The organism is Serratia sp. KH_031 (genome assembly GCF_057839655.1).
On record NZ_CM174496.1, the window covers coordinates 3418219 to 3444601 of the forward strand.

Below are 26383 nucleotides of genomic sequence, written 5' to 3' on the forward strand. Positions count from 1 at the left end.
TCCATGTTTCTTACTATTTTAGGATAACCATTATTGTGGCTTGAAGATTAGAGGAGCATTCTTAAACACCTCATAAACCTCTTGGCTTGGCGGTTTCGGGATCTTCGCCTGTTTCGCTGCGGCTATCGCCGCCTGACACAGTGCTGGATCGCCCCCCTCAGCCTTCACATCAATCAGCAAGCCATCTGGCGCTAATTTGATGCGTAGATTACAGGTGCGGCCTTTGTACATATCCGCATCATAAAATTTACTTTGGATAGCCCCGATGATTTGTCCCAAATAACCGTTGATATCCGCGCCGCTCGCCCCTGCCGTCTTGGCATTGCCCTGCCCAGCGGGTTTACCGTCGCCTTGTTGCTTACCGCCACCTTTCGGCGCGTTTTTGCCATCAGCCAACCCACCAAACAGATCGTCAACTTCTGATGATTGTTTAGCGGCCTCAGCAGCGGCTTTTTTCTTAGCATCAGCGGCTTTCTTAGCGGCAGCAGCCTTTTCAGCAGCCGCGGCTTTTTTCGCCTCTTCTGCGGCGGCCTTCTTCTGGGCATCCGCAGTAGCCTTGGCATCAGCAGCTTTCTTCGCTTCAACAGCCTCTTTCTTGGCAGCAGCAGCGGCGGCCGCTTGCTTCTTGGCTTCGTCTTCAGCTTTTTTCTGTGCGTCGGCTTGCGCTTTGGCGATTTTATCGGCCTCGGCTTTAGCTTTTGCAGCCGCTTGCTCAGCGACTTTCTGTTGTTCTTTGGCTTTCGCTGCGGCGGCTTCTGCCGCTTTTTGCTGATCGGCCTGCGCTTTAGTATCCTGCGCGGCTTTCTCTTGAGCCGCCAAACGCTCTTGCTCCAACTCTTTCAGGCGCTGTTGCTCCGCCGCCTGCTTCTGCTGAAGCTCTTCGGCTTGCTGCTCCGCCTTCTTCTGGCGTTGCTTTTCAGCACGCTGCGCGTCGTTACTTTGCTGCTGCTGGCGGTTGTACTGCTCCACCACTGCCCCAGGATCAACCATCACTGCGCCGACGACCGAACCGTCGCCGCCACCGCCGGCACTCATTTCGGCGTTCTCGTTTAGCGATCCCCAAATCAACAGGGCAATCAAGATGAAGTGCAGAACCACCGAAACAATAACGGCGCGGTTCAGCTTATCGTTTTGCTCAGTTGCCTTTACCAAAATAGAGTCCCAAAACTGCTGCTTAAACGGGGTTCCTGACTCAATATCAGAAACCGGGTTGCCATTACCTTAAGGTTAGATCGGCTGGGTCATCAACCCGACTGAAGCCACACCTGCCTGATGGAGAATATTCAATGCCTTGATAATCTCATCATATGGCACTTCTTTCGCCCCACCGATCAAGAAGATCGTTTTCGGGTTCGCTTCCAGACGTGCTTTGGCTTCGGCGGCGATCTGCTCTGGCGGCAATAATTCCATGCGGTTGTGATCAACCACCATGGTGTATTGCCCCACACCGGAAACCTCTAAGATTACCGGGGGATTATCGGAGCTTGCCACCGTTTTGGAATCTGTGGCATCCGGCAGATCAACCTCTACGCTCTGGGTGATGATTGGCGCGGTTGCCATAAAGATCAGCAACAGCACCAACAATACGTCCAGCAGCGGAACGATGTTGATTTCCGACTTTAGTTCACGCCGGCTACGACCACGTGCTCTCGCCATATGTCCTCCTACTTATTTGCTGTCGCTGGAGAAGGCCTGACGATGCAGAATGGCGGTGAACTCTTCCATAAAGTTGTCGTAATTCTGCTCAAGCTTGTTAACACGCTGGTTGAGGCGGTTATAGGCCATCACTGCCGGAATAGCGGCAAACAGACCAATCGCAGTCGCAATCAACGCTTCAGCGATACCAGGAGCTACCATCTGCAAAGTTGCCTGTTTTACCGCACCCAGTGCGATAAAGGCGTGCATGATGCCCCATACGGTACCGAACAGACCGATATACGGGCTGATGGAACCCACAGTGCCGAGGAATGGAATGTGGTTTTCCAGCGTTTCCAGTTCACGGTTCATCGAAATACGCATCGCACGGGATGCCCCTTCGATCACCGACTCCGGCGCATGGTTGTTCGCGCGGTGCAAACGAGCGAACTCTTTGAAACCAGAGTGGAAAATCTGCTCTGAGCCAGTCAGGTTATCGCGACGTGCCTGGCTTTCTTGATATAAACGAGAAAGCTCGATACCGGACCAAAACTTGTCTTCGAAGGCTTCGGCGTCACGCGTGGCCGCATTCAGGATACGGGTACGTTGGATGATGATCGCCCATGAAGCCACCGAGAAGCAGATCAAAATCAGCATGATCAGCTTAACCAGCAAGCTCGCCTTCAAGAATAAATCCAGGATGTTCATGTCAGTCACTGCTTAAACTCCGCGACAATAGACTTAGGAAGCGCTATCGGCTTCATTTGGTGTGGGTCAATGCATGCAATCAACACATCAGCCTGACTCAAGAGTGTTCCATCAGAATTGATAATGCGTTGAGCAAACGTGAGAGAAGCCCCGCGCATTTGGATGATTTCACTCTGCACTTCCAGCAAGTCATCAAGACGAGCAGGAATCAGGTAATCCACCGTCATGCGCCGAACCGCGAAAGCGATATGTTCACTGAGCAGTTGCTGTTGATGAAAGTTATGTTGCCGCAACATTTCAGTGCGCGCTCTTTCATAAAAGGCGACGTAGCGGGCGTGGTAGACCACACCGCCGGCATCGGTGTCTTCGTAGTAGACACGGACCGGCCATCGAAACAACGTATTACTCACGATACTTCCAAGCCAATGCAAATTAACGCTGCTTACTATACGCAAGAGCGATCGGGTTGGGAATGGGTTACAAGAAGGTAATGAAAATAATTATGGGCTTGAACAGCCCATAACGTGGGGATATGGGACAGATTATAAAGAAACGTAAAGTAATCCTGCGGCGAGGATCACAATTGCCGGAAGTGGTGCGAAAAAAGCACGCCAGACCACACGTTTAGGTCGAAAACCAAAGCCGTGGATCATCCCTGCACACACCGCCCAGATCAGCAAGATGCCTTGCCAGATCTCCAGCGAACTGGTCCGTGCTGCAAACCGGGTTGGGTCCCAGAACACGCAACCGGCCAGAATCAGTGCCATTGCCAGTGAAAGGGCCCGAATCGGGCCCTTGTCAGCGACTGCATACAGCTTGTCGACAAGTGAACTCATTACTTACCGTCTTGCTGTGTTTTTGAATCTTCGCTGTGCTCAAGCGCCAACGCGGTAATAATACCGAAGGCACAGGCAAGAAGCGTTCCGAGGATCCAAGCAAAATACCACATGGTTTAGCTCCTTAGTACAGCGAGTGCTTGTTGTTTTCGATGAAGTTTTTATCCAAACGACCAAACATTTTGTAGTACGCCCAGCAGGTGTACGCCAATACGATAGGTACGAAGATAATCGCTACAACGGTCATCACTTTCAGCGTCAACAGGCTAGAAGTGGCATCCCACATGGTCAGGCTCATGCTCGGGTTAGTGATAGAAGGCATCACAAACGGGAACATGGTCACGCCAGCGGTCAGGATCACACAAGCAATAGTCAGTGATGAAGTCAGGAATGCCAGTGCGCCTTTCTCCAACCGTGAGAACAAGATGGTGAACAGTGGCAGGATCACACCCAGAGCTGGTAGCGCCCACAGGATTGGCATTTTGTTGAAGTTAATCAACCAAGCGCCAGCCTGATGTGCCACTTCTTTACGCAGTGGGTTAGATTCCGCAGCGGTGCTCAGCGCAGAAGTAATCACATAACCGTCGATGCCTTTCACCAGCCAGACACCGGCTAACAAGAAGCATACCGCCATGATCAAAGTCGCGATTTGTGCTGCAGCGCGTGAACGCAGGTGAATTTCACCCGTGGTACGCATTTGCAGATAAGTCGCGCCCTGAGTAATCAGCATGGTCAAGCTGACGATACCCGCCAACAGGCCAAACGGATTCAGCAGTTGGAAGAAATTACCGGTGTAGAACAGACGCAGATATTCGTCGATGTGGAATGGCACGCCTTGCAGCAAGTTACCGAACGCCACGCCGAAGACCAACGCGGGAACGAAGGAGCCCACAAAGATGCCCCAGTCCCACATGTTACGCCAGCGGGTGCTTTCCAGTTTAGAACGGTAGTCAAAACCGACCGGACGGAAGAACAACGCCGCCAACACCAAGATCATTGCGACATAAAAGCCGGAGAACGCGGCAGCGTAAACCATCGGCCAAGCGGCGAACAGTGCACCACCTGCGGTGATCAACCAGACTTGGTTACCGTCCCAGTGCGGGGCGATGGAGTTGATCATCACCCGGCGCTCGGTATCGGTTTTACCGATAATCTTCACCAGAATCCCGACACCCATGTCGAAACCATCAGTGATGGCGAAACCGATCAGCAGTACGCCAATCAGAGCCCACCAGATAAATCGTAGTACTTCATAGTCAAACATACGTGGACTCCTGTTTAGCGCGCTTCCTGCACAGAGGCAGTCGGTTGTTCAAAGTGATAGCGGCCAGTTTTCAGGCTGCTTGGTCCCAAACGCGCAAACTTGAACATCAGGTACATTTCAGCCACTAGGAACAGGGTGTACAAGCCACAAATCAGCCCCATGGAGAACAGAATATCGCCCGCAGTCAACGAAGAGTTAGCCACTGCCGTTGGCAGCACCTCACCAATCGCCCACGGTTGACGACCGTATTCCGCCACGAACCAACCGGCTTCCACCGCAATCCACGGTAACGGCAAGCCGTACAGTGCAGCACGCAATAGCCATTTTTTCTGACCGATACGGTTACGCACCACGCTCAGGAATGACAGGCCGATGATGATCAACATCAATACGCCACAAGCCACCATGATACGGAAAGCGAAATACAACGGTGCTACACGTGGGATTGAGTCTTTGGTCGCTTGTTGGATCTGCGCTTCCGTCGCGTCGGTGACGTTCGGAGTATAGCGCTTCAGCAACATGCCGTAACCCAAGTCTTTTTTGGCTTGGTCGAACTGGCTACGTACCGCAGGATCGGTATTGCCGCTACGCAGTTCTTCCAACAGACCATAGGCTTTCATACCGTTACGGATACGTACTTCATGCTGTGCCATCAGATCTTTCAGGCCAGTCACTTGGGTATCGGTAGAACGAGTGGCGATCAGGCCAAGCGCATACGGGATTTGAATAGCGTAGTCGTTTTCCATCTTATCCTGATCAGGAATACCGAACAGAGTAAAGGACGCAGGAGCCGGTTGGGTGTCCCACTCGGCTTCAATCGCCGCCAGTTTGGTTTTCTGCACGTCACCCATTTCATAACCGGATTCATCACCCAGTACGATAACAGACAAGATAGCAGCCATACCGAAGCTAGCAGCAATAGCGAAGGAACGCTTGGCAAATGCCACATCGCGCCCTTTCAGCAGGTAGTAAGCGCTGATACCCAGTACAAACATCGCGCCAGTGGTGTAGCCGGAAGCGACGGTGTGAACGAACTTCACTTGCGCAACTGGGTTGAATACCAGTTCGGAGAAGCTAACCATCTCCATACGCATGGTTTCGAAGTTGAAGTCTGAAGCGATCGGGTTCTGCATCCAGCCGTTAGCAACCAAGATCCACAACGCGGACAGGTTAGAGCCGAGGGCTACGAACCAGGTTACCGCCATGTGCTGAACTTTGCTCAGACGATCCCAACCGAAGAAGAACAGACCAACCAACGTCGATTCAAGGAAGAACGCCATCAGACCTTCGATGGCTAACGGAGCCCCGAAGATGTCACCGACGTAGTGGGAGAAATATGACCAGTTGGTTCCGAACTGGAACTCCATGGTCAGACCGGTGGCCACACCCAGAGCGAAGTTAATTGCAAATAACTTGCCCCAGAATTTGGTCATATCTTTGTAGATTTGCTTGCCAGACAGGACGTAGACCGTTTCCATAATTGCCAGCAAAAACGCCATACCGAGCGTGAGTGGGACAAATAGGAAGTGGTACATCGCTGTTAAAGCAAACTGTAAGCGCGACAGTTCGACAATATCAAACATCTTGACTCCTTGCTCCTCGCAGGAAGACTCCGACTTGCGGTTATTCCCTTCGTCTTTTGAGCCACAGAAGTGTTAGCTCAAAATCCGTTGGGTTAATTAACGTTACCTTGTTAAGAGTAGCCGCTAACGTCCCGCAGTGAATGCCCTAAAACACAACAAAACTTGCTCCGGTTTTTCCGTTTTCAATCACACGCTCAAACCAAGCCTATTGACCGAGTTGCAAACGCAGAACTGAAAACTGATAACGGGTAACAAATGCAACAAAATTAACCATTCGTAATCACATCGTGAATGATACTCGCCCAACCCCATACAATAAATAGGTTTTTACGTGATACAGGTTAGACTTTTGGTTACAGGTCAAATCCTAGCCAAAAGCGGTACTTGGCGGTAATTTGATCCAAAACAATTTAGACTCATCCGGATATTATTTCCAGATTGATGATGATATTTTTCATCACTTTCTTGATTTGATGTTACGTAATGGTTTAATTAACTTTTAATTACACTGCGGTGTTAAAAATAATAGTTAATTGTGTCGAAATTGTTTTGCAGCCGAAATAATTCGAATTACTTCAAAGTGGCAAGTGAGGGAATAGCCCGCGGCTGACAAACCGCAGGCTATAATACAAATTAAATAAGGATTTGGTTGTTCAGCAACAACGTTTGCAGATCAGTGTGTACATCTGCCAACGTAAGAACGCTGCTAGTAGAGAACTGGTTCCCCAAACCATCACGATCAATGCTAATCACCGTGTCGTTGCCTACAACGTCAACTGTCAGATAATCAAGAACACCTTGGGAGGAATAATCCAGTACCATCTTGCCATCCTTCTCGAAGAAGGAGATCGAGCCGTTATAATCTAGAATATCACTCAGGTCGATCAAATCTGCATTACTATCGGTGAGCAGGTTACCGACATGGAAGCCATGGACCGTATCGTGACCATTCCCTCCGGTAGCATCGTTTTCTTGGCCATTCAACACGTTATACATCAGTGTGTCATTGCCACCATTGACAAGATGGAACGTATCATTGCCACCACGGCCTTCGAACAGGTTATTAGCCGCGTTATCAGTGAACGTATCTCCAAAATGGGTACCAATCAATCCTTCGATGCTGACCAAGGTATCGTTACCATGCCCAGTGGCACTGCCGGTCGATAAGTTGGCAGTGATCGCATTGAGTGCACCGCTGTAGTCAATGATGTCCATACCTTCGCTTTCACTCCAGACAGCCTCGCCACTCATAATCTGGTTCCAGCCACCACCACCGGTGTAGGTATCGTCCCCCGCAGAACTGAAGAAAGTGTCGTTATACCCAGTACCGATAATACCTGCACTCCCTATGGTGCTGTTGTTATCAGTGGTATTTTCCGCTGTCAGTACATAGGCATCATGCGCTTTACCGGTAGTCAGCCCGCCCCAGTTTTCATTCACTGTGGTGTTAATGTTGCCACCTTGTTCACCAGCAAACGCCCCCACGTGGTTAGCAACACCATGAGTAATACGTAACAATTGCACTGAGTAGACTTCATTCGGATCCAATCCGTAGAAGCTAACCAACCCCATACTATTGCTGGAGCCCGAAGCTTGCGGGTTAATCAACTGTGTTGCTACTAGGTTACCGTGCGAGTCATACAGTTTCACCGTATTACTGTAGAACGTATTGATGCCGTTACCGTCAAGAATACGGATCTGCAAGCTGGTACCATCAGCCGCAATATTGGTATTTTTCACCAGCAGTGTTGGTGCAGCTCTGTCGCCAGAAACTACGCCAGAGTCACTACCAGAACGGTATAGCACCAGATCCATTGAACCATCCCAGTCATAGTCAAGCGCCACTGCCCCCGTCAAGTTACTGTAGTTTAGTGTTGTCAGCTTGACTGTGTTGGTTCCCCACACATCATTACCTTGGTTCAGGTACAGTGACGGGCTGCCATTCACCCCAGAACGAGGCACTTCGATGATGTCCATCTTGCCATCGTGGTTCCAGTCAACCGCCAGTGAAGTGCCACCGTCTAGGCTGTCACCAAACCACAGTGCCTTCGCATCTGTGGCCATCAGCTTACCGGTACCATCGTTCAGGTAGATACGGCTTTCATCACTATTGGCGCCGTTTTTCGAACCACGACTGAGGAATAAGTCTAGCCAACCATCACCGTTATAATCGGCATAGGTCATAGAAATAGACAAATTACCGTAATCAGTTGCACCATCGTTGCGGAAAACGTTGGCGTAATATCCCACTTCCCCGAAATTGGTCGATGCAGTGTCCGTAAGCTGGTTATAGAGAATCCCCAAGCCACGAGAACTGTTACCGACATATGAACCTTCACCGTTGTAGTCAATATGTGCCGTAATATCTACAGTACCGTTGTTGTCGATATCCACCGCACCGACTTCATGTAACACGCTAAGCTTGGAAGGGATAACACCACCTGGGTGCCCAGGTGAAAAACCACTCGCCTGCTCATAAGTCAGTGTGCCGTTAACGTTCTTGATAAACGAAATGGAGTCAGCCTCGGAGTCAGCCAATACGAAGTCAAGATAACCATCTCCGTTACGGTCATACGCTACTACACCACCTAGGTGGTTCAGAGTTCCCTGATCCAGCGCCTTCGGCGAGTAGCTGCCATCTGCATTCTGCATCCAATAAGCGGTGCGACCTGAGTTACTATATGCACTCACCTGCGACATCACATCCGCCAAACCATCACGGTTGATATCGGCAAATACCATCGAGTTGACGAAATGCCCGTAACTACTGCTGTCAACGTTATAACCAGCGCCATTCTTTGTAGAAGGTTCAGCCAGATAAGTCGACGTGTAATCTTCGCGGTTGTCACCGGTATAGACACGCACGGCGTTAGCTGGCCCAGTGCCTGAAGTACCACGTGCACTTTGCGCAAATGACCAACTCCCGGTGTTACTAATAGTGACTGCTGCTGCGTTCAGTCCATAACCTTCCGCATCGGTAGTGCCACCCCACGTTTGTTCGATCAAGGTGCTTCCAGTGTCGTCAGTAACACCAATACTGGTTGATGCGCTCATACCCGAGCGGTTACCCGCATCGTCCCACACCATAAAGGCAATGTTGTGCGCGCCAGCTGGCAATGTGGTGCTCAGTGTCCAAGAACCATCTGCGTTGGCTTGTGCAAAGGCTAAGATCTGATCCAGCCCTTCTTGGTAAGTCCCATTGAGGTTAACGTCGCTAATTAACGAAACAATCGCGCCAGGTTCAACATTACCGTATTGGCTGCTGTTAAAGACAAAGGTCGTATTGTTATCCGCTATTTGATCAACAACTGGCGCGCCAAGGATCGCGTCTGGTGCTACCAAATCCACCACCGCCTGGTAACTATCAGCGAAGTTAGTGTTGATTCCCTCAACACCCGCAGAGTTAACCACTCGTAGTTGATACTCAATGGTGGTACTTGTTGTCATATTCGGCAGTTGATAACTCCACTGCGAACCACTTTCTGACAGTAACGTTACCCAGCTTTTACCGTTATCCAACGATATCTGCAAATACTGATCACTGGTCAGTTCTGCACTTAAAGTACCATGCAACCTTAAGTCACTGTCACGGGTGATCATATCGTTGTTGGTGATAGTCGCACTATGACTGAAAAGATCCCCTGCGACCAAACCATGACTGGTATCGCTATCTATCTCATTAGTCGTACTCAAGCCATGCATGTCTGGAGCTTCAACAGTAACAGTCAGTCCGAAGGTATTAGAAGGTACACTGGTGTTACCTGCCATATCTGTTGCGGTTACCGTGATGCTGTGGTTGCCGATGCTCAGCGCTTCGTCAACGTAAAAATTCCATCGCCCACGGCTATCAGCTTCGGTTTCACCCAGTAGGGTATTGCCATCGAACACTTTAACCACCGCATTTGCTTCCGCCGTACCACTGAACAACGGAGTGCTGTCGTAGGTGATCCCGCCTTCCACAATCAGTCCTGGCTGTCCTTCGTCCGCCATCGCCGATGTGATCATGGGCTTATTCGGTACTGTTACATCCAGAGTCAAGCTCACCGGGCTGGAGGCCGGGCTGACCCAACCCGCTCGATCAGTGGCGGTGACGGTAAAGTTGTAAGTCTGCTCTGCCAGATTAGTGGTGGGGCTGAACACCCAGTGCCCAGCGGCATCGGCAATCGTCGTCCCCAACAACACACCATTGCCATAAACACTCACGGTACTGTTCGCTTCCGCATCTCCGCTCAACGTTGGGCGCAAGTTATTAGTGGCGGAACCATTGGTCAGTGCACTGTCACCGTCAGACAATTGCGAGATCAACGGGCGAACCGGTGCTTGGGTATCAACAATGAACTGATAGGGCGCGGAGAATTGCCCGATGTTACCGGCACGGTCAACCGCACGTATCTGATAACTGTGCTCACCATCTGCCAGCGCATTACCAGGGGTAAAACTCCAGCGGCCATTCGCATCAACGGTGGTTTTCAGCAGGAAGAAACCATTGTCATACACTTCGATAGTGCTACGTGCTTCACCCGAACCCGAAAGCCCTTTATGGGCGTTTTTGGTGATCGGCAACGGCGGCGTATCACCCAACAGTGGGCGGCCAGTCGATTGCAGGCCGGTAGGTTGCAAGTCCGTAGATTGCAAAAGTGCTGGGCTTTGTGGGGCACTGGCTGCCACGTCAGTTTCAGGTGCCGTTGCCGGTGCGGTGATACCGTTATTTGCTGTCGCTACCTGAGCGGATGAATCAACCACAGCGGTATTCTGTACAACCTCTTCGCTAACAACCATGTTGTTGCGCGTTGCCGTCGGGAAATACACGGACTCTTCATTTTCCGTAGTTGCCGTTGGTAACAGCAATGGGTCTAGAAGATTTATTTTTTCAGTAAGATTTTCCATATTTGAGTTTATATTCGTCATGATATAAATATCCTTAATATTAAATAGTAGAGTACTCATTCTTATGAATAGATAAGTACGTGGCTCGGTTAAATCTCTACAGCGCAAATATGCAAATTCATCATCTCGATGAATATTTACCATCATAAAACAATGAAAATTATATATTACATTTGACCAGTTAAATTAATTCATGCCCCCACAAATAAACTTAACTCGTTATATATCAATGCATTTAGATGAATTAATCAACTCCACCTGAGGTAAATATCAGGTGGAGTTATTATTTTATCAATACTTAGTCTTTATTTAATAACATCACATTAACTCGATGATGACGTTATTTTGCACCAGCAGTTCAGCATGCATTGCGCTGTTTTGATAAACCTGATACTGCGTTCCACCGATCGACACCGCGTTACCCGCAGCCCATTGACCTGGTGCAACACCCGTGTCATGCAGACCCGATAGCTCGACGCGGTCACCACTGTTACCGTTAACCATCACTTGCACGTTGCCGTCATTCAGGAACAGGTTAGTTTGCCCTAGGTTCAGCACATCATTCAGGCAGATCTTCAGCGTGTTATTACCCGTTCCAGTAATATCAAACTTCTCGATACTGCTGATCTTACCGGCATCGTTAAACCCAGTTAAACCGCTCAAATTCAGCACTTGTCCTGCTCCGGTCAGCTTCAGGGTATCGACCCCATTACCACCGTGGATCTCCGCACCTTGTTGAGCAAAATAGGCTAATGGGTCGACCGATATACTCACTACGTCGTCACCCTCTGTGCCGTAATAGGTTTCCCAGTTGTGGTCGATAAGGTTAGTACTGACAACATCCGTGCCATGCGCAAACTTACTGGTTTCAATTTTCAGTATATGCGTCCCATAAATGTCTCCTATGATATCAACTCTACCAATCAACTCTCCTGTTGCAGTGTAATTGAAAACTTGTGCAGTCTGAATACCATGTGGATTAGTTATATCTTCCGTTTTTACTAAAACACCATGTACATCATATACTTTGATGATAGCTCGGTTATAACGCGATTCAACTCCGGTGTAAGTTAAGGTTACACTTCCACGACCATCATTAAATATAACCATCCCGGTGCTACCATATCCAACATACATAGACCCCATTTCCGACAGCGGCCAGTAATTGTTCTTACTGGATCTTTTTTGGACATCACTACCGGCTATCATGAACCCGCCGTTGACACTGACATAACCATCCAAATTTGAGTCATCAGAGAACTCACTCGTGTTAAATGCTTGTGCTTGATTTGTCTCGGCTCCACTACCCACCACATCAAACCCTGACGAAACCCTACCGATCGCCCCATTCTGGGTGATGATTTGTGCAGTAACGGTAAAATCGTTAATGCCACCTTGTGCCTGCGTCTGCTGTGCGGGGATATTCACAACTAGGCTACCGGCAGTGATATTGGCTTGTGTTAGCACGTGATCATAGGTGGTATGCCCCCAGACGATATGCAGCGTATCCCCAGCTTTGGCCCCCGAGGAAACCAGCGACACGTTAACCTGTGATCCATCCAGTGCTTTCTGCTCGGTATACCCACCAACAGCATCAGGAATATTGGTGATACTCGGTGTACCCACATTCATCAACAGAGTAACGTCTTTTTGTACGTAATTGGTGCTACCAAAGTTATCAATAATTCGAGCCCGAATAGCCCAATTAGCCGAGTGTGCCGTGGTATCGGTATAGGCCCAAGAAGTACCGTTGGCTACCGCGTCATGCCAAGTCGCACCGCCGTCCAGCGAAACTTGCACTTTCTGCCCAGAACGTATTTCACTACTCAGATGGCCATAAATACCACGCCCAGCGGTACCATCCGCCGTGACAAAGTCATGATCGTTCACACCGCTGTCTTTGCTCATACCATCGATAGTCAAGGTGCCCATCATCGTAACCACGGTGAGTACAAAAGCGTTACTCTGTACGCTGGTGTTACCCACCGTATCGGTCGCTGTAACCATCAGGTTATGGCTTCCTACGGCCAACGCGCTACCGGCCGGGATTTGATAAGTCCAGTTGCCATTGTAATCAGCTCTGGTTTCCCCGATCAAACGGCCACCATTACCATCATAGAGTTTAATGCGCGAATTGGCTTCCGCCGTCCCCGTCACCCGTGGCGTGCTATCTTGGGTACTTCCCCCTGCTGTGATCGGGCCTATCATCCCTTCGTCACTGATCACCTGGCTAATCACTGGCTTATCGGGCGCGGTGTAATCCGTCCTAAACTGATAAACACTGCTGGGCACACTGACGATACCACGCACGTCAACCGATGTGGCCGTCAACGTGTGGACCCCTTCCGACAATACTCCTAACGTAAATATCCAGTTGCCCTGAACATCAGCTTGGGTTTGCCCCAACAGCGTGCTGCCGTCATACACGTTCACCGTCAACCCCGCAGGCGCCGTGCCGTGCAATACCGGCGTGCTGTCTTTGGTGATACCCGTATTGGGGATCACCCATGCTACACCACTGGAATCATCAATAGCCGAGGTAATGTTTGGTGCACTCGGGGGTGGATACGCCTCAACGCTGAACACAAAGGCATTGCTCGGTACACTGAGGTTCCCTGCCGCATCGGTCGCGGTGACCGTCAGGTTGTGTCTTCCTACCACCAACGCGCTGTCGGTCGGGATTTGATAAGACCAGCTACCATGGGTATCCGCCGTCGTTTCACCGATCAAACGGCTACCATTATCATCATAGAGTTTGATGCGTGCGTTGGCCTCCGCCGTCCCCGTCACCCGCGGCGTGCTGTCTTTGGTCGCTTCCCACTGCATGATCGGGCCAATCCTCCCTTCGTCACTGATCACTTGGTTGATCACGGGTTTATCGGGCGCAGTGTAATCCGTCGTCAACTGATAGCTGTTGCTAGGTCCGCTGGGGGTACCACGAATATCAACCGACTTGGCTGTCAGGCTGTGAAGCCCTTCCGACAATTGCATCGGCACGGTAAACACCCAATTGCCCTGTGCATTGACCTGGGTCTGCCCCAACAAGGTGTCGCCGTCATACACTTTCACCGTCGTGGCGCCAGCAGGGGCCGTGCCGTGCAATACCGGCGTGCTGTCTTTAGTAACCCCCCCATTAGGGATCTGGACTGCACCACTAGTATCATCAACAACCGAGGTAATGCTTGGCGCACCTGGAGGTACATACGCCTCAACGCTGAACGCGAAAGCGTTGCTCGGTACACTGAGGTTCCCGGCCGCATCGGTCGCGGTGACCGTCAGACTGTGGCCCCCAACTGCCAACGCACTGCCGGCCGGGATTTGATACGACCAGTTGCCACTGGCATCCGCCGTCGTTTCCCCGATCAAGCGGCTCCCATTACCATCATAAAGTGTGATGCGTGCGTTAGCTTCCGCCGTCCCCGTCACCCGCGGCGTGGTATCTTCGGTACTCCCCCCTACAGTGACCTGGCCAATCACCCCTTCATCACTGATCACCTGGCTGATCACCGGTTGACCGGGCGCGGTGTAATCCGTCGTCAACTGATAGCTGTTGCTGGGGCCACTGGGAGTACCATGGACGTCAACCGACCGAGCCGTCAGGCTGTGGAGCCCTTCCGACAGTTGCATCGGTACGGTAAACACCCAGTTCCCTTGCACATTGACCTGAGTTTGACCCAACAACATGTCGCCGTCATACACTTTCACCACCGTGACGCCTGCAGGTGCCGTGCCGTGTAACACTGGCGTGCTGTCTTTGGTGACACCCCCATTGGGGATTTGTACTGCACCACTGGTATCATCAACAACCGAGGTAATGCTTGGCGCGCTTGGGGGAGCATACGGCTCGACACGGAACACAAAGGCGTCGCTCTGTACGCTAGTATTCCCCGCCGCATCCGTCGCGGTGACCGTCAGGCTGTGGCTGCCTGCGGCCAACTGAGTGTCTATCTCGAATGGGTAGCTCCACCAACCACCGCCACTCGTCTCCATTTCACCGATCAGCAGGCCATTATCATAGAGTTTGATGTGCGCGTTGGCCTCCGCCCTCCCCTTCACAAAGGGCGTGGTATCTTGGGTCACGCCCCCCGGGGTGATTGGCCCTATCTCCCCTTCGTCACTGCTCACCTGGGTGATCAGCGGCTTATCGGGCGCGGTGTAATCCGTCGTTAACTGATAGCTGTTGCTAGGCTCACTGGCGGTGCCGCGGGCATCAACCGACGTGGCCGTCAAGGTGTGGGTCCCTTCAGGCAAAGGCATCGGTACGGTAAACACCCAGTTACCCTGCGCATCTACCGAGGTTTGCCCCAACAATGTGCCGCCGTCATACACTTTCACTGCCGTGACGCCAGCGGGAGCCGTGCCGTGCAACACCGGCGTGCCATCTTTGGTGATGCCCCCATTCGGGATCAGGACTTCTGTACCGCTGCTATCATCGTCAACCGAGGTAATGCTCGGCGCGCTTGGGGGCATATACAACTCAACGCTGAACGTGAAAGCGTCACTCATCACGCTGGTGTTCCCCGCCGCATCCGTCGCGGTGACCGTGATGCTGTGGCTGCCCGTCGCCAGCGCCACCTCAACATCAAAGCTCCAGCGGCCACGGCTATCTGCATCCGTTTCACCCAGTAATGTCGCGCCGTCGTACACCTTGATGATCGCGCGTGCTTCTGCCGTGCCACTAAACAACGGCGTCGTGTCGTGGCTGACACCACCGGCACTGATCTCCCCTGACTGCCCTTCGTCCGCCATCACCTGTGTGATAGCCGGTTTGCCAGGCGCTGTCGCATCCAGCAGCACATTCACCGGGCTAGACTCTGGGCTGACCCACCCCGCGCGATCGGTGGCGGTGACGGTAAAGTTGTAGGCTTGTTCGGCCAGACTCGTGGCGGGGCTGAACACCCAGTGCCCAGACGCATCCGCTGTCGTCGTCCCCAATAACACCCCATTACCATAAACGCTCACGGTACTGTTTGCTTCCGCATCGCCGCTCAACGTTGGTCGCAAGTTATTCGTGGCGGCACCATTGGCCAGTGCACTGTCACCGTCAGACAATTGCGTGATCAACGGGCGAACCGGTGCCTGGGTATCGACAATGAATTGATAAGGCGCGGAGAATTGCCCGATGTTACCGGCACGGTCAATCGCACGTATCTGATAACTGTGCTCACCATCCGCCAATGCATTACCGGGGGTAAAACTCCAGCGGCCATTCGCATCAACGGTGGTTTTCAGTAGGAAGAAACCGTTGTCATACACTTCAATGGTACTGTGCGCCTCACCATTCCCCGAGAGACCTTTATGGGCGTTTTTGGTGATCGGCAATTCGGGGGTATCCCCCAGTAATGGGCGCCCCGTAGATTGCGAGAGGGCCATTGGGTCTAGGAAGTCTGTTTCTTCAGTGAGAGGACCCATATTTGGGTTTATAGGCTTCATGATATCAATATCCTTATTATTAAATAGAAAAGTACAAGGTTTGGTTAAATCTTTATAATATCAACAGGCAACATTCATCACCTCGATGAATATTTTCGGTAAAGAAACAATAGAAAAATAATATCACACCTGACCAGCCAAATTAATTTAAGCCACCAGAAATAAACTTAACTCGTCATAGAATAATAAAATTCAGATAATGTAATAAGCACCACCCGAGACAACTCTCAGGTGGTGTGATTATTACATCAATATTGATAATGCATTAAATAACATTACATCAGTTCGATGATGACGTTATTTTGCACCAATAGTTCGGCATGCATCGCGCTATTTTGATACACCTGATATTGCGTCCCGCCGATCGACACCGCGTTACCCGCCACCCATTGACCCGGAGCCACACCCGTGTCATGCAGACCCGATAATTCGACGCGGTCGCCGCTGTTACCGTTAACCATCACCTGCACGTTGCCATCATTCAGGAACAAATCGGTTTGCCCCAGGTTCAGCACGTCGTTGAGGGAGATTTTCAACGTATTATCGCCGGTACCGGTGATAACAAACTTCTCGATACCGCTGATCTTACCGGCATCGTTAAACCCACTTAAGCCGCTCAAGTTCAGCACTTGACCCGCACCGGTCAACTTCAGGGTATCGACCCCTGTCCCCCCGTGGATCTCTGCACCTTGTTGAGCAAAGTAAGCTAATGGATCGACCGATATACTCACCACGTCGTCGCCCGCTGTGCCGTAGTAAGTTTCCCAGTTGTGGTCGATAACATCGCCCAGCGGAATATCGGTATAAACCACCTTGCTGGTTTCAATACCTAAGAGATAGCCCCCCCCAACATCCGCCAACATTACCACCCGACCAATCAGTTCACCGTCAGTGGTGTAGCTAAAGGTCTGCGCACTCGTCACCCCATTCGGATTACTCACGTGCTGTTCAATCAGTAAGTTCTCATAAACATCGTACACCTTGATAATGACGTAGTTATTATAAGCTGCCTCAATCCCGGTGAGTGATAGCATGATGCTGCTACGACCATCGTCAAGGTCAATATATGTAGCAGAACTCGAATCAATAAACATCGCCCCCGCTGCGGCCAGCGGCCAAGCACTGCTGCTGGCCTTTTTTGCAACGGGGCCTCCTACAATAAATCCACCACTTTCACTGTGATACCCAGCCATACTGGTATTATCAGCAAATGTACCGTTATTAAACATTTGCCCTTGCTCAACCACTTCAGTGTAAACATCAGAACGGTGAGCTGTCTTAGTGGTTACAACATTTTGTATGTATGTGGTTCCCGAAGCATCACCCACAATCTCTACCCGGCCAATCAACTCACCGCGAGTTGTGTAGTCAAACCCGCTCGAAGGGCCAGCATAGTTTTGGGCATACAATAAAGCACCATGCACATCGAACACCTTGATAGTGGCATACTTGTCTGTCTTATCCATAAGCATAGATACATAGCTGCGCCCATCGTCAAACATCACAACCGCCGTCGCACCTGGCGCAACATACATCGAGCCCTCGGGAGAAGGAACACCAGGAACGGATTTTTTGATAACATTTGTTCCAGTGACCGTAAACCCGCCATACTCGCTGACGTAACCATTCATACTGCTATTGTCAGTGAAGGCAACGGAATAAAATTCCTGCCATTGTTTGAGTCTTTCCCCGGCTCCCACTACCTCAAACTTGGGTGATAACGCCCCCACTTGCCCATCCTGGTCGATAAGTTGCGCCGTCACGCTAAAGTCGTTGATACCGCCCTGGGTTTGCGTCTGTTGTGCAGGCACCGTCACAGTCACACTGTTCGCCGTGATGTTGGCCTGTGTCAATAGCTGGTCATAGGTGGTTGTGCCCCAGACGATATGCAGCGTGTCCCCCACTTTGGCACCACTGCCTTGCAGTGAAACCGTCATGTTCGAACCATCTGCCGCTTTCTCTGCCGTGTACCCTCCCACGGCATCCGGAATCGCCGTCACTCTCACCGCATTGAAGGAGGTTGACTCATAATCCAGGCCATCGAAACTCACCGGGAAAGGCTTCGAGTATTCCCCCGTATGACCGTCACTCACTAACCGAACTTGCACCGAGAACGCGGTGTCCAGCCCGGCTTGTTCCGCCTGCCCTTGAGTCGTCCGGGGTGAGACAGGAACCTCAACCACACCCGCAGCAACCTCGGCGTGCGTCAGTACGTGAGCCTCCGTTTTCACCCCCCAGCGGATGTTCAGCGTATCGCCGGCTTTGGCTTGCGTGTTGGCCAGCGACACCCTCAGTGTTGCCCCATTACCGACCTCATCAAAGGTATACCCCCTTTCGGCTTCAGGAATGGCAATGATCACCGGTGTACCTGCTGTACCTCCGTCAAATGTCGGGGCATCACTGACAAAACTCACCGCCTGTTGTACGGCGATACTACTGCTTTCCCCATTGGTAATCCGCGCCTGAACTATCCAGTCCGCCGAATGAGCAGCAATATCGGTATAGGCCCAAGACGTGCCGTTAGCCACCGCGTCATGCCACGTCGCACCGCCGTCCAACGAAACCTGTACTTTCTGCCCTGCCTGCAATGGATCGCTGATACTGCCGTAAATGCCTCGTCCGGCAGTGCCGTCCGCCGTCACAAAGTCGTGATCGTTGACACCGCTGTCTTTGCTCATGCTATCAATAGTCAGGGTACCTGCCACTATCGATACCACGCTGAACACAAACGGATCACTCGCAACACTGATATTCCCTGCCGCATCGGTCGCCGTGACCGTCAGGTTATGACCTCCTACCGCCAACACGTTGCCGGCCGGGATTTGATAGGTCCAGTTGCCACTGGCATCCGCTGTCGTTTCCCCGATCAAACGGCTACCATTATCATCATAGAGTGTGATGCGTGCGTGGGCTTCCGCCGTCCCCGTCACCTGCGGCGTACTGTCTTCAGTACTCCCCCCCGCCGTGACTGGGCCTATCGCCCCTTCGTCACTGATCACTTGGCTGATCACCGGCTGACCGGGCGCGGTATAATCCGTCGTCAACTGATAGCTGTTGCTGGGTCCGCTGGGGGTTCCACGAACATCAACCGACCGGGCCGTCAGGCTGTGGAGCCCTTCTGACAGTTGTATCGGCACGGTAAACACCCAGTTCCCCTGCGCATTGACCTGGGTTTGCCCCAACAACATGTCGCCGTCATACACTTTCACCGCCGTTGCCCCTGCGGGTGCCGTGCCGTGCAATACCGGCGTGCTGTCTTTAGTGGCCCCCCCGTTCGGGATCTGGACGGCACCACTGGTATCATCGACAACCGAGGTAATGCTTGGCGCACTTGGCGGCACATATAACTCGACGCTGAACACGAAAGCGTTGCTCGCCACACTGGTGTTCCCCGCCGCATCGGTCGCGGTGACCGTCAGACTGTGGTCTCCGGCGACCAGCGCGCTGCCTGCCGGGACTTGATAAGACCAGTTGCCACTGGCATCCGCCGTCGTTTCCCCGATCAAGCGGCTCCCATTACCATCATAAAGTGTGATGCGTGCGTTAGCTTCCGCCGTCCCCGTCACCCGCGGCGTGGTATCTTCGGTACTCCCCCCTACCGTGACCGGGCCCATCGCCCCTTCATCACTGAGCACTTGGCTGATCACCGGCTGACCGGGCGCAGTATAATCCGTCGTCAACTGATAGCTGTTGCTGGGCCCACTGGGAGTACCATGGACGTCAACCGACCGAGCCGTCAGGCTGTGGAGCCCTTCCGACAGTTGCATCGGTACGGTAAACACCCAATCTCCCTGCGCATTGACCTGGGTTTGCCCCAACAACATGTCGCCGTCATACACTTTCACCGCCGTTGCCCCTGCGGGTGCCGTGCCGTGCAATACCGGCGTGCTGTCTTTGGTGACCCCCCCGTTCGGGATCTGGACGGCACCACTGGTATCATCGACAACCGAGGTAATGCTCGGCGCACTTGGCGGTACATATAACTCGACGCTGAACACGAAAGCGTTGCTCGCCACACTGGTGTTCCCCGCCGCATCGGTCGCGGTGACCGTCAGACTGTGGTCTCCTGCGGCCAGCGCACTGCCTGCCGAGACTTGATAAGACCAGTTGCCACTGGCATCCGCCGTCGTTTCCCCGATCAAGCGGCTCCCATTACCATCATAGAGTGTGATGCGTGCGTTAGCTTCCGCCGTCCCCTTCACAAAGGGCGTGGTATCTTGGGTCACGCCCCCCGGGGTGATCGGACCTATCTCCCCTTCATCACTGTTTACTTGGCTGATCACCGGTTTACCGGGCGCGGTGTAATCCGTCGTCAACTGATAGTTATTACTGGGCTCACTGGCGGTGCCGCTGAGGTCAACCGATGTGGCCGTCAGAGTGTGAGTCCCTTCAGGCAAAGGCATCGACACGGTAAATACCCAATTGCCCTGTACATCGACCGAGGCTTGCCCCAACAATGTGCCGCCGTCATACACTTTCACCGTCAGCCCTGCGGGCGCCGTGCCGTGCAACACTGGCGTACCGTCTTTGGTGATCCCTCCATTCGGGATCAGGACTTCTGTACCGCTGGTATTATCATCAACCGAGGTAATGCTCGGCGCGCTTGGGGGGCCATACGACTCGACACTGAACGTGAAAGCGTCACTCATCACGCTGGTGTTCCCCGCCGCATCCGTGGCGGTGACCGTGATGTTGTGATTACCCGTCGCCAGCGCCACCTCAACATCAAAGCGCCAGCGGCCACGGCTATCCGCATCCGTTTCACCCAGCAATGTCGCACCGTCGTACACCTTGATAATCGCGCGTGCTTCTGCCGTGCCACTAAACAACGGCGTCGTGTCGTGGCTGACGCCACCGGCGCTGATCACCCCTGACTGCCCTTCGTCCGCCATCACCTGTGTGATAGCTGGCTTGCCAGGTGCTGTCGCATCCAGCAGCACATTCACCGGGCTGGAGGCCAGGCTGACCCACCCCGCGCGATCGGTGGCCGTTACGGTAAAATTGTAAGATTGTTCGGCCAGACTCGTGGTCGGGCTGAATACCCAGTGCCCAGACGCATCCGCTGTCGTCGTCCCCAATAACACGCCATTACCATAAACGCTCACGGTGCTGTTCGCTTCCGCATCGCCGCCCAGCGTTGGGCGCAAATTATTCATGGCGGCACCGCTATTTAGCACATTGTCACCGTCGGCCAACAGCGTGATCAACGGGCGATCCGGTGCCTGGGTATCGACAATGAATTGATAAGGCGCGGAGAATTGCCCGACGTTACCGGCACGGTCAATCGCACGTATTTGATAACTGTGCTCACCATCCGCCAATGCATTACCGGGGGTAAAACTCCAGCGGCCATTGGCATCAACGGTGGTTTTCAGTAGGAAGAAACCGTTGTCATACACTTCGATAGTGTTGCGCGCTTCGCCGTTCCCCGAGAGACCTTTATGGGCGTTTTTAGTGATCGGCAATTCGGGGGTATCCCCCAGTAATGGGCGCCCGGTAGATTGCAAGAGGGCCATGGGATCTAGGAAGTCTGTTTCTTCAGTGAGAGGACCCATATTTGGGTTTATAGGCTTCATGATATCAATATCCTTATTATTAAATAGAAAAGTACAGGATTTGGTTAGATTTTTATAATATCAACAGGCAAAACTCATCACCCCAGTGAATATTTTTGCTGAAAACAATAAAACGAATATTAATCCTGACCAGTTAAATGAATTTAAGCTCCCGCAAATAAACTTAACGCGTCATAAATCAATAAAATTCAGATAATGCAATAAGCACCACCCAAGACAACTCTCAGGTGGTGTGTTTATTACATCAATATTGATAATGCATTTAATAACATTACATCAGTTCGATGATGACGTTATTTTGCACCAACAGTTCGGCATGCATCGCGCTATTTTGATACACCTGATATTGCGTCCCACCGATTGACACCGCGTTACCCGCCACCCATTGACCCGGAGCCACATCCGTGTCATGCAGACCCGATAACTCGACGCGGTCACCGCTGTTACCGTTAACCATCACCTGCACGTTGCCATCATTCAGGAACAAATCGGTTTGCCCCAGGTTCAGCACATCGTTAAGGGAGATTTTCAACGTATTATCGCCGGTACCAGTGATATCAAACTTCTCGATCCCGCTGATCTTACCCGCATCGTTAAAGCCGCTTAAGCCGCTCAAGTTCAGCACTTGACCCGCACCGGTCAACTTCAGGGTATCGACCCCGTTACTGCCGTGGATCTCTGCACCCTGCTGAGCAAAATAGGCTAATGGATCGACCGATATACTCACCACGTCGTCGCCCGCTGTACCGTAGTAAGTTTCCCAGTTGTGGTCGATAAGGTTAATGTCAGCAACATCAGCACCATGTGCCGATTTACTGGTTTCAATTTTCAGTACATGCGTCCCATGATCATCCCCTGTGATTTCTACCCTACCAACCAACTCTCCCTCTGCGGTGTAATTGAAGATTTGTGCTGCCGTAGTGTTATACGGATTACTCAAGTTTTCCGTTTTTAACAAAACACCATGCACATCATATACTTTGATGACGGCATAGTTAGCACCCGACTCAATCCCAGTGATTGACAACTTGACATTGTTACGCCCATCATCAAATGCGATGGTCGCTGTAGTATTGGATACAATATACATGGCGCCAGGCACAGACAGCGGCCAAACAAAGTTACTAGCTTTTTTTGTAACATAGTTGCCAGTTACCGTAAAACCACCACTTTCACTGACGTAACCGTTCATAGTTTCACCGCCACTGAAGACACTGGTGTTAAACACCTGCGTTTGATCTATCTCGACCCTACCACCTATCACGTAAAACCCTGACGACACCTTCCCGATCTCTCCATTCTGACCGATAATTTGTGCTGTTACGGTAAAATCGTTGATACCGCCCTGCACCAGAGTCTGTTGCGATGGCACATTTATGGTCAAGCTACCGGCAGTGATGTCTGCTGGTGTTAACACTTGATCATAAGTGGTATTACCCCAAACGATATGCAGCGTATCTCCAGCTTTAGCATCGCTATTTTGCAGTGAAACCGTCATATCCGAACCATCTGCTGCTTTCTCGTTATTGAACCCTCCCACAGCATCCGGAATAGCCGTAATATTCACCGGACTGGAGTAGGGCTGAGAGGTTGACTCATGATCCAACCCATCGAAGCTCACCGGGAAGGGTATCGAATAGTCACCGGCCTGGCCGTCACTCACTAACCGGACTTGCACCGAGAACGCGGTGTCCAGCCCTTCTTGCTCCACCTGCCCTTGAGTCGTCCGGGGTGAGACATGAACCTCAACCATACCCGCAGTAATCTCGTCTTGCGTCAGCACGTGATTCTCCGTTTTCACCCCCCAGCGGATATTCAGCGTATCGCCGGCCTTGGCTTGCGTGTTGGCCAGCGACACACTCAGCGTCGCCCCATTACCAGCCTCATCAAAGGTATAACCCCCCTCGGCTTCAGGAATGGCAATGATCACCGGTGTACCTTCTGCACCTTCTGTACCTCCGTCAGATATCGGGACATCACTGGAAAAACTCACCGCCTGTTGTACGGTGTTGCTGTTTTCCCCATCAGTAATCCGCGCTTGAATGATCCAGTCCGCCGAATGAGCAGCGGTATCGGTATAGGCCCAAGAAGTGCCGTTAGCCACCGCGTCATGCCAAGTCACACCACCGTCCAGCGAAACCTGTACTTTCTGTCCAGCACGGAGTTCATCACTCAGACTACCGTAAATACCACGCCCAGCAGTGCCGTCCGCCGTCACAAAGTCATGATCGTTGATGCCACTGTCTTTACTCATACCATCGATAGTCAGCGTCCCCATAGCGGGTACGACAGTGAAGACAAAAGCGTCACTTATTACGCTGGTGTTCCCCGCCGCATCGATTGCCTTAACCGTCAGGTTGTGGCTTCCTGTCGCCAACTCACTACCGGCCGGGATTTGATAGGACCAATTGCCATTAGTGTCCGCATCCGTTTCACCGATCAAACGGTTACCCGCATCATAGAGTTTGATGTGCGCGTTGGCTTCCGCCGTCCCCGTCACGCGCGGCGTGGTATCGTGGGTACTCCCCCCAGCCGTGACCGGGCCAATCACCCCTTCGTCACTGATCACCTGGTTGATCTCCGGCTTATTGGGAGCAGTGTAATCCGTCGTCAACTGATAGCTGTTGCTGGGCTCACTGGGGGTTCCACGGACGTCAACTGAAGTGGCCGTCAGGTTGTGAGCGCCTTCCGACAAGGGCATCGGCACGGTAAACACCCAATTACCCTGGGCATTGGCCTGGGTTTGCCCCAACAAGGTGTCGCCGTCATACACTTTCACCGTCAAACCCGCAGGTGCCGTGCCGTTCAATACAGGCGTATTGTCTTTGGTGAACCCCCCGTTCGGGATCGGGACTGTAACCCATGGCGTCAAGGTATTATCGACAGCCCCGATAATGCTTGGCGCACTCGGAGGGGCATACGGCTCGATGCTGAACACAAAGGCGTCGCTCTGTACGCTGATGTTCCCTGCCGCATCGGTCGCGGTGACAGTCAGGCTGTGGCTACCTACCGCCAACTGGGTGTCTATCTCGAATGGATAGCTCCACCAACCATTGGAACGCGTCTCCATTTCACCGATCAGCAGACCATTATCATAGAGTTTGATGTGCGAACCCGCTTCCGCAGTCCCCTTCACAAAGGGCGTGGTATCGTGGGTCTCGCCCCCCGGGGTGATCGCCCCTACCTCCCCTTCATCACTGCTCACCTGGGTGATCAGTGGCTTATCGGGCGCGGTGTAATCCGTCGTCAACTGATAGCTGTTGCTAGGCTCACTGGCGGTGCCAAGGGCGTCAACCGACGTGGCCGTCAGGGTGTGGGTTCCTTCAGACAAGGGCATCGGCACGGTAAATACCCAATTACCTTGGGCATCTACCGAGGCTTGCCCCAACAATGTGCTGCCGTCATACACCTTCACTGCCGTGACGCCGGCAGGAGCCGTACCGTGCAATATCGGCGTACCGTCTTTGGTGATACCCGCATTCGGGATCAAGACTTCTGTACCGCTGCTATCATCGTCAACCGAGGTAATGCTTGGTGCGCTTGGAGGCACATACAACTCGACACTGAACACGAAAGCGTCGCTCATCACGCTGGTGTTCCCCGCTGCATCCGTGGCGGTGACCGTGATGTTGTGGCTGCCCGTCGCCAGCGCCTCCTCAACATCAAAGCGCCAACGGCCACGGCTATCTGCATCCGTTTCGCCCAGTAATGTCTCGCCGTCGTACACTTTGATAATCGCGCGTGCCTCTGCCGTGCCACTAAACAATGGCGTCGTGTCGTGGCTGACGCCACCGGCGCTGATCACCCCTGACTGCCCTTCGTCCGCCATCACCTGTGTGATAGCCGGTTTGCCAGGCGCAGTCGCATCCAACAGCACATTCACCGGGCTGGAGGCTGGGCTGACCCAACCCGCACGATCGGTGGCTGTTACGGTAAAGTTGTAAGATTGCTCGGCCAGATTAGTGGCAGGGCTGAACACCCAGTGCCCAGAGGCATCGGCAATCGTCGTCCCCAATAACACGCCATTACCATAAACGCTCACGGTGCTGTTCGCTTCCGCATCTCCGCCCAACGTTGGACGCAAGTTATTAGTGGTGGAACCATTGGCCAATGCACTGTCACCGTCAGACAATTGCGTGATCAACGGGCGATCCGGTGCCCGAGTATCAACAACGAATTTATAAGATGCGGAGAATTCCCCGACGTTACCGGCACGGTCAATCGCACGCACCTGATAACTGTGATCACCATCCGCCAGCGCATTACCGGGGGTAAAACTCCAGCGGCCATCCGCATCAACGGGGGTTCTCAGCAAGAAAAAGCCATTGTCATACACTTCGATAGTGCTACCTACTTCACCGTTACTCCCCGAGAGGCCTTTATGAGCGTTTTTAGTGATCGGCAATTGGGGGGCATCACCCAGTAATGGGCGGTTCGTAGACTGCAAGGGGGCTGTTGGTA

General features: G+C 52.3%; 12 protein-coding genes. All 12 read right to left on the minus strand.

Going from position 1 to position 26383, the window contains the following annotated elements; genetic code table 11:
* Positions 1 to 30 precede the first annotated feature (30 nt).
* Positions 31 to 1152, minus strand: coding sequence for a cell envelope integrity protein TolA (gene tolA, locus AC3ISQ_RS15525; RefSeq protein ID WP_489347918.1), 1122 nt, complete (start codon positions 1150 to 1152; stop codon positions 31 to 33).
* Between the two features lie 75 nt (positions 1153 to 1227).
* Positions 1228 to 1656, minus strand: a complete 429-nt coding sequence (tolR, locus tag AC3ISQ_RS15530) for a colicin uptake protein TolR (protein WP_489347920.1) — start codon at positions 1654 to 1656, stop codon at positions 1228 to 1230.
* Between the two features lie 12 nt (positions 1657 to 1668).
* Entirely contained in the window at positions 1669 to 2352 is a 684-nt protein-coding gene (tolQ, locus tag AC3ISQ_RS15535) for a Tol-Pal system protein TolQ (protein WP_489347921.1), read from the minus strand.
* Positions 2349 to 2753 (minus strand): tol-pal system-associated acyl-CoA thioesterase, encoded by a 405-nt coding sequence (gene ybgC / locus AC3ISQ_RS15540; protein WP_489347923.1) that lies wholly within the window; start codon positions 2751 to 2753, stop codon positions 2349 to 2351. Before ybgC ends, tolQ begins: the two co-directional genes overlap by 4 nt.
* A 132-nt stretch (positions 2754 to 2885) precedes the next feature.
* The gene (gene ybgE / locus AC3ISQ_RS15545; RefSeq protein WP_489347925.1) at positions 2886 to 3179 is read right to left on the minus strand and encodes a cyd operon protein YbgE; all 294 of its coding nucleotides are present in this window, start codon (positions 3177 to 3179) and stop codon (positions 2886 to 2888) included.
* On the minus strand, positions 3179 to 3292 hold the full coding sequence (cydX, locus tag AC3ISQ_RS15550; protein ID WP_438596946.1) for a cytochrome bd-I oxidase subunit CydX: 114 nt from the start codon (positions 3290 to 3292) through the stop codon (positions 3179 to 3181). Before cydX ends, ybgE begins: the two co-directional genes overlap by 1 nt.
* An 11-nt stretch (positions 3293 to 3303) precedes the next feature.
* A complete protein-coding gene (cydB, locus tag AC3ISQ_RS15555) occupies positions 3304 to 4443 on the minus strand; it encodes a cytochrome d ubiquinol oxidase subunit II (protein WP_489347927.1) in 1140 nt (379 codons plus the stop codon).
* 14 nt (positions 4444 to 4457) lie between these two features.
* Positions 4458 to 6026: a cytochrome ubiquinol oxidase subunit I gene (gene cydA / locus AC3ISQ_RS15560; protein ID WP_489347929.1), complete on the minus strand. Its 1569-nt coding sequence runs from the start codon at positions 6024 to 6026 to the stop codon at positions 4458 to 4460.
* Between the two features lie 633 nt (positions 6027 to 6659).
* Positions 6660 to 10934: an Ig-like domain-containing protein gene (locus AC3ISQ_RS15565; protein ID WP_489347931.1), complete on the minus strand. Its 4275-nt coding sequence runs from the start codon at positions 10932 to 10934 to the stop codon at positions 6660 to 6662.
* Between the two features lie 297 nt (positions 10935 to 11231).
* On the minus strand, positions 11232 to 16346 hold the full coding sequence (locus AC3ISQ_RS15570) for an Ig-like domain-containing protein (RefSeq protein WP_489347933.1): 5115 nt from the start codon (positions 16344 to 16346) through the stop codon (positions 11232 to 11234).
* A 275-nt stretch (positions 16347 to 16621) separates the two neighbouring features.
* On the minus strand, positions 16622 to 21922 hold the full coding sequence (locus AC3ISQ_RS15575) for an Ig-like domain-containing protein (protein ID WP_489347935.1): 5301 nt from the start codon (positions 21920 to 21922) through the stop codon (positions 16622 to 16624).
* 271 nt (positions 21923 to 22193) lie between these two features.
* Entirely contained in the window at positions 22194 to 26369 is a 4176-nt protein-coding gene (locus tag AC3ISQ_RS15580; protein ID WP_489347937.1) for an Ig-like domain-containing protein, read from the minus strand.
* Positions 26370 to 26383 lie beyond the last annotated feature (14 nt).